The following is a 5,940-nucleotide window of genomic DNA, read 5'->3' on the forward strand; positions in this document are numbered from 1 at the left end:
GATATGATCGGCATAGAGACCTGCCGCGTTCACGACATATCCGGCGCTGTAGGTACCCGCAGAGGTCCGGATTCCCTGTTCGTTACGATCGAGATAACTGACACCGTAGTGAATGGAAACGCCCTCATGCTTGGCCTCTTTTTCCATACTGCGAACCACAACCTCGGGGTTCACGGAGGACGTCGTGGGTGAAAAAATCGCACGCCCATACGTCAAAGCCCTGGGTTCAATTTCTCTCATCGCATCTTCATCAACTTCTTCCAGCTTCACGCCATTGCTTCGACCGCGCCGGAGCAACTCATCCAGCAAGGCATGATCCGCCTCGTTCTGGGCAACGACAAGCTTCCCGCATTTATTCATAAGGATGTGTCGCGTCTCACAATATTCAGACAGTTGCGCGTTGCCATCTCGCGTGAACCTGGCCTTGAGACTGTCCGCCGTGTAATAAAAACCCGCGTGCAACACACCGCTGTTGCGCCCGCTGGCATGTTGCGCGCACGATTTTTCTTTTTCGATCAGCGTGACCTCGGCATCGGCATATCGCCGTTTCAGCTCCCGGGCAACGCAAATTCCAATAATGCCGCCACCAATAACCAGAAAATCTGAAACCATGTCAGTATGCTTACCAGATCTTCCAAGGCGGGTTTTTGCTGTTCCAGTGATCCTCCAAAACATACTTGTCACGCAGGGTGTCCATGGGTTGCCAGAAGCCGTGATGCTTGTATGCTGACAGCTGCCCCTCCTGCGCGAGCCGCTCCATCGGCTCCCGTTCCCATACCGTTGCGTCGCCCGCAATGTAATCCATGACCTGGGGCTCCAGCACAAAGAACCCGCTGTTGACCCAGGCATTGTCGCCATCCGGCTTTTCCTTAAAAGAGGCGATTTTGTGCTCGTCATGCCCCAGGCTGAATGCGCCAAATCTGCCTGGAGGCTGCGCGGCGGTCAGGGTGGCCAATGTTTTTTGGTCGCGGTGGAAGTCAATCAGCTCTCGTATATTTACGTTGCTAACGCCATCTCCATAAGTCAAGCAGAATGTTTCGTTATTGATGTAGTTCTTAACCCGCTTGAGGCGCCCGCCTGTCATGGTTGCCTCGCCCGTATCCACCAACGTGACCTTCCAAGGCTCGACGTTGTTCTTATGAACTTCCATTCGATTATTAACCATGTCAATCGTGACATCGGATGTATTCAGGTAATAATTGGAAAAATATTCCTTGATTACATGGCTTTTGTATCCGCAACAGATGATAAAATCGTTAATCCCATGGGCCGAATAAATTTTCATGATATGCCACAGGATAGGCTTACTGCCGATTTCCATCATCGGCTTGGGTCTGACGCCACTTTCCTCGCTAACGCGGGTCCCGTAACCCCCTGCCAGAATCACCGCTTTCATTGATCATCCTCCAAAATGCAGAACCAGCTTGGTGGTAGCTGCCGTCATCAATTTTTTCTGCCCACCCTCAGAACGCCGTGCGGTCGGAACGTTACATTTACAGTTTAAGTTCGGCACAAATAGGCAATATTGATATCCCACAGGGAAAGGTGTCCGGCAGAGTCGCTGGCCGACATAGGTAAATATTCGACCCGACACATCTGGATCCAGGGGATTGTATTTGGAATGCAAGGCGTACACGATTTCTCACCAAAAAACGTAACTGGACTTCGGGCCGACGGTCGGAATTTGGATAGGCATCGATACCAGAAGGTAAATGCGATGTGCGTTCTCACTCTTTACTGCCTCGGGAACTGCACTCCCACCGTGGCAGGCCGTCACATGCTCAGCTCTCCTTGGACTCCTTCATGGCGGCACTGAAGTCACGCACGACCCCTGTTTCATTGATAAGTTTGTCGTCTCTGACTGGCAAGATTCCTTCTTTCACCTTCTCCCGCACCACCTCGCAGATAATGTCCACATCGATTCTCTGCTTTTGTTCCCCATATCCGTATACGAGCGCGGTGTCACACAGCACATTGATCAGGCGTGGTGTCCCGCTCGTGTAATAATAGACGGCGGCACATGCCTTGGTATCGAACAGATTGGGGTCACCCCCGGCCGCTTCTATACGATGCCGGATGTATTGCCAGGTTTCTTCGAGACTCAGCGTCTTCAGATTGAAGGCGACGGCGATGCGCTGGGCAAACTGATGCAGTTCGGGAAGGCGAAGTATCTCCCGCAAGGAGGGTTGGCCGACGAGTATCAACTGCAGAAGCTGATCCTTATTGGCGTTGATGTTTGAAAGCATCCTGAGTTCTTCGAGGGCCTCCACATCCAGGTTCTGTGCTTCATCGATGATAAGCACCGTACGCCGGTCCTGGCTGTATTCCTTGGCGATAAATTCCGCCAGCGTCTGATACAGCTCTACTTTTTTCTTGCCGCGGTATTCCAGCTTAAAAGCCAACAAGACCCATTCCAGCAATTCACCGAAGGTTCGGTGTGTATTGGAAACGATCCCTACCGTTGCACTTTGATCGATTTCAATCTCATTAAGCAACTGGCGAATCAAGGTGGTCTTTCCCGAGCCGATCTCGCCCGTGATCACAGTGAAACCGGCCTGATTCATCAGCCCGTACCGCAGCATGGCGAGCGCCCTGCGGTGTTTCACGCTATAGAAAAGAAACGCCGGATCAGGGAGTAATGAGAACGGCTTTTCTTTAAATCCGTAATATGACTTGTACATGTTGAGCTCTCAGATACGCATTCACGGCGCCGGATCCTGGCGACGTTACTCAGCTGGTTATCTTGGTCGGTTTATTTCGCCAGAGATCTCAATACATTCCATATACAGAGTTTCTCTCACCCGAATTATTTAATACGGTTCCTATCAGGTTCTTGTTAGAAGCCTGCACCAATTCAGCGGCCCGGGCCAGCTCAGGTCGCATCGTCTTTCCTTCTTCAACCACGAGCAGCATCGCATCGATATACGGGGCAATAGCCAGGACCTCGTCGGAAACAAGCACCGGGGGTAAATCGAATATCACCCAGCGCATGGGATAGCGTCGTTTCAACTCCTGCACCAGTTGCAACATCGGTCGGGATGTCAGCGTTTCAGACGAGCTGTTAAGGGGCACGCTGCCAGGCAGAATCACGAGCCCGGGTATACGGGGATTCACGAGGATCTTCTGCACCGGTGTTCCGTCAAGCAGGTGCTCCCGCAACCCCTGCTCGACATCGATGCCAAGATAGGAATGAATGCTCGGCTGACCCAGGTTGGCATCCACCAGCAACACGCTCTGGTTGCGCTCCAGGGCCAGACTGATGCTGAGATTGATTGCCGTCAGGGTTTTGCCTTCGCCCTGCCGCGGGCTGGACACTCCCAACGTTCTCCAGCCGTGCTGGCGCATACGTTGAGATACCTGGGTCCGAAGCACCTTGTAGGCTCTGGCCACCTCGTCCTGGGAATCACCGGAGATAATTCGATGCTGCTTCAACCAGCCCGGATAGAGATCGACCTGACGGGTCTGCGTGTAGACAATATCCGTGGGTACCAGGGCACGGCGCCCCTCGACAGCCATGTCCTGCCCCTGGTCTTGCCGCACCCGTTCAATCGCCCTCGTATAGGGATCCGTGGTCTCCCAGTTCTCTTTTTTTATCAACATGGTACTGCCCTAAATTTCATACTCAGGAATTCGAAGTCTATCATACCTACAGCACCTTGACCCAGATCAATAAAAAACCGCTACCGCGCCCCTGGAATCAAGCGTTGGCTTTCCGCCACAGGGCCCCCGAGCGGAATATGCGGGATCACAGCCAACGGCGGGATGCGCAACACGGAAACAATGGCCCTGGACCCTCTGATCGTACGGTCCATGTATTCGGCGATACTGGCGTAGCCAATACCACTTCCGAACCCCAGGACTATCCCGAGCAAGAGGAACGCGCGCCGGTTGGGCATCTGTGGGCTTGCGGGCATTGTTGGTGCTTCCAATAACGAAAAACGCTCGCCTTTCTGTTCTTTTTCCATTTCCACAGCAATATTGGCGCCCATGAGGTGTTCCTTAATCTCGTTGTATTTCTTAAGCGTACTGTCGTAATCGCGCTTGAGCCCCAGCCCCTCCTGTTCCACCCCGGGTGTTTGAATCAGACGTCCCTCGTACTCGGCTAGTTTCTGCTTTGCCCGCGCGCGCTGCTCGCTCGCGGCATTGAGACTGATACTGATCGTCGCAATCTGGGTCTGAATGGATATGTAAGCAGGGTTATCCGGCTTTAATGCAAGGCCCGTCGACGTCGACGTTCATGACGCCTTGAGTTTGTCCTCGAGTGTTGCCAACTGTTGTTTCAATCTGGTCACATCAGGATGATTCTCCGCGTACTTCTCACGGGCCGACGCCAATTCGGCGCGAGCTTTCTTGTATTCCCGGTCAAGCGATTCTCGTTCGTCAACAGTGCCGGTTTCTTTTCGCAGCATTTCGAGCTCACGCCGCAGTTTAACCACGTCCGGGTGATTAGGCGCATAAACCGCCGCGGCACTCAGATATTGAGCCTGCACTTCCCGTAGCCGTCCGCCGGGGCCCTGTCCGGTATAGGGTTCCACCGTGGCGAGTTGCCCTTGGAGTTCGAGCCTGCGCTCTTCCAGGGTGGTTATCTGACGGTCCAGATCTTCCATTTCTTTTTGCGTGCGCTCCATAAGCGACATATTCAGGCCCATTAATTCTGGCAGGCGTCCGGTATTTCTTTTTTTATATCCCGCGAGTTGTGTCTCGAGATCCGAAAGGTGCTGGCGCAATTTATCTTCCTCATCGGAAAAGAAACCGGATGTCCTTTCTGCCTGCTGCGTCCGGATAACAATATTTTCATTTAGCATCAGATTTGTTAACTCATCGGCAACTTTCTGTGCAATGTCAGGCTCACCGGCGTCGAATGACAGCGTGAAAGCGATGGTGGCCATCAGAGACGCGCCGCTACGCGGATCGGTCACGTTGGCGCTGACCGTCTCGACCTTAATGCCTTTGCGCATTTTCGCAATGGTCTCCTTGTCTGCCGAATCCGATTTCCGCTCTTGTGGATAAAACTGACTCTTTTTAGCGATCTTGAGCAAGTTTTCATCAGTCAAGACCCGCTTCTGAACGATCTGGAGTCGCTGATTGGCATAACCGGTTACGGTGGATTGAGCCAATTCGCGTGGAACTTCCTGCTGCTCAATCAAGATGGTCGCCGTGGAGCGATACACAGGCGGAATAACAAAGGCGAGGATGGCGCTTCCCAGAAATACTATCACTGCCGTGCGTAGTATCTGCTTTTTTCGCCGCCGCAAAATAGCAAGGTAGTCGCTCAGATGTTGTGCGTTAGCGTCGACCATATGTCTATACCTCTATCCTTCTGCTCTCAGTGTTCATAAACATGTTGACGGCTCAGCGAGATGTGACGTGCCGGGGCCAAGTATACGTTGTGCCGATGAACAGCACATTACGCTCGGCCGTATCTGGAAAGGCATCATACTTCTGGTTCTGATATGTGTATTCTGCACTGATCGCCCATTCGGGCCTCCATTGCCAGCTCAATCCGGGGATAAGTTCATATAAACGCCGGTCGACGTCGGGATTGGATCCTTCGATTACTTTATTGCGCAGAAAATTCGCGCGGACCACGACCGTGAGCATTGGAGAGATTCTTCTGGTCAGATACATTCGCAACTGATTGCTGAGCACCGACTGACCGATGCCGCTCGGCTGTACGTCCCGACTGATAACACCGTCAAACGTGGTCAACTCGGAATGCTGTACTATCCCCGCCTCCAGCACCAAGCCACTGGTGTCTTCGGTGGCTGTCGTGGTTGTTTGCGTGATTTTGCCGGGCCCGACCAGAAATCTGCCGCTCGAGGTTTCCGAGTAAGCATGTGAAACACCCGCCAACAATTGTGTCGTATCAGACTCGTAGCCCGCCCGAGCAGGTCGGTAAGCAATTCGATTGACAACTAGATTCAGATTGTCCTGATCTGA

Annotated in this window: 7 protein-coding genes; all 7 read right to left on the bottom strand. The window is 52.8% G+C overall.

All coding sequences use genetic code 11. From position 1 onward, the window contains the following. A partial coding sequence (locus tag WB402_RS15435; RefSeq protein ID WP_424209433.1) for an NAD(P)/FAD-dependent oxidoreductase occupies positions 1-612 on the bottom strand: 612 nt, incomplete at its 3' end. Positions 613-622: 10 nt separating this feature from the next. Then, positions 623-1,396, bottom strand: coding sequence for a glucose-1-phosphate cytidylyltransferase (gene rfbF / locus WB402_RS15440; protein ID WP_424209435.1), 774 nt, complete (start codon positions 1,394-1,396; stop codon positions 623-625). A gap of 385 nt (positions 1,397-1,781) precedes the next feature. Next, on the bottom strand, positions 1,782-2,681 hold the full coding sequence (locus tag WB402_RS15445) for an ExeA family protein (protein ID WP_424209437.1): 900 nt from the start codon (positions 2,679-2,681) through the stop codon (positions 1,782-1,784). An 88-nt stretch (positions 2,682-2,769) separates the two neighbouring features. Then, positions 2,770-3,600: a CpsD/CapB family tyrosine-protein kinase gene (locus WB402_RS15450; RefSeq protein WP_424209439.1), complete on the bottom strand. Its 831-nt coding sequence runs from the start codon at positions 3,598-3,600 to the stop codon at positions 2,770-2,772. Between the two features lie 80 nt (positions 3,601-3,680). Beyond that, a complete protein-coding gene (locus WB402_RS15455; RefSeq protein ID WP_424209441.1) occupies positions 3,681-4,067 on the bottom strand; it encodes a hypothetical protein in 387 nt (128 codons plus the stop codon). 168 nt (positions 4,068-4,235) lie between these two features. Next, the gene (locus WB402_RS15460; protein ID WP_424209443.1) at positions 4,236-5,300 is read right to left on the bottom strand and encodes a GumC family protein; all 1,065 of its coding nucleotides are present in this window, start codon (positions 5,298-5,300) and stop codon (positions 4,236-4,238) included. 52 nt (positions 5,301-5,352) lie between these two features. Next, positions 5,353-5,940: hypothetical protein (locus WB402_RS15465; RefSeq protein ID WP_424209444.1), on the bottom strand; the 588-nt coding region annotated here is incomplete at its 5' end.

The organism is Sulfuricaulis sp., from assembly GCF_049587675.1.
GTDB lineage: Bacteria > Pseudomonadota > Gammaproteobacteria > Acidiferrobacterales > Sulfurifustaceae > Sulfuricaulis.

What these genes read in the sequence shown, in the direction of transcription:
- WB402_RS15450 (WP_424209439.1), bottom strand. Translation starts at nt 3,600, where the DNA reads ATGTTGATAAAAAAAGAGAACTGGGAGACCACGGATCCCTATACGAGG.
- WB402_RS15460 (WP_424209443.1), bottom strand. Translation starts at nt 5,300, where the DNA reads ATGGTCGACGCTAACGCACAACATCTGAGCGACTACCTTGCTATTTTG.
- rfbF (WP_424209435.1), bottom strand. Translation starts at nt 1,396, where the DNA reads ATGAAAGCGGTGATTCTGGCAGGGGGTTACGGGACCCGCGTTAGCGAG.
- WB402_RS15445 (WP_424209437.1), bottom strand. Translation starts at nt 2,681, where the DNA reads ATGTACAAGTCATATTACGGATTTAAAGAAAAGCCGTTCTCATTACTC.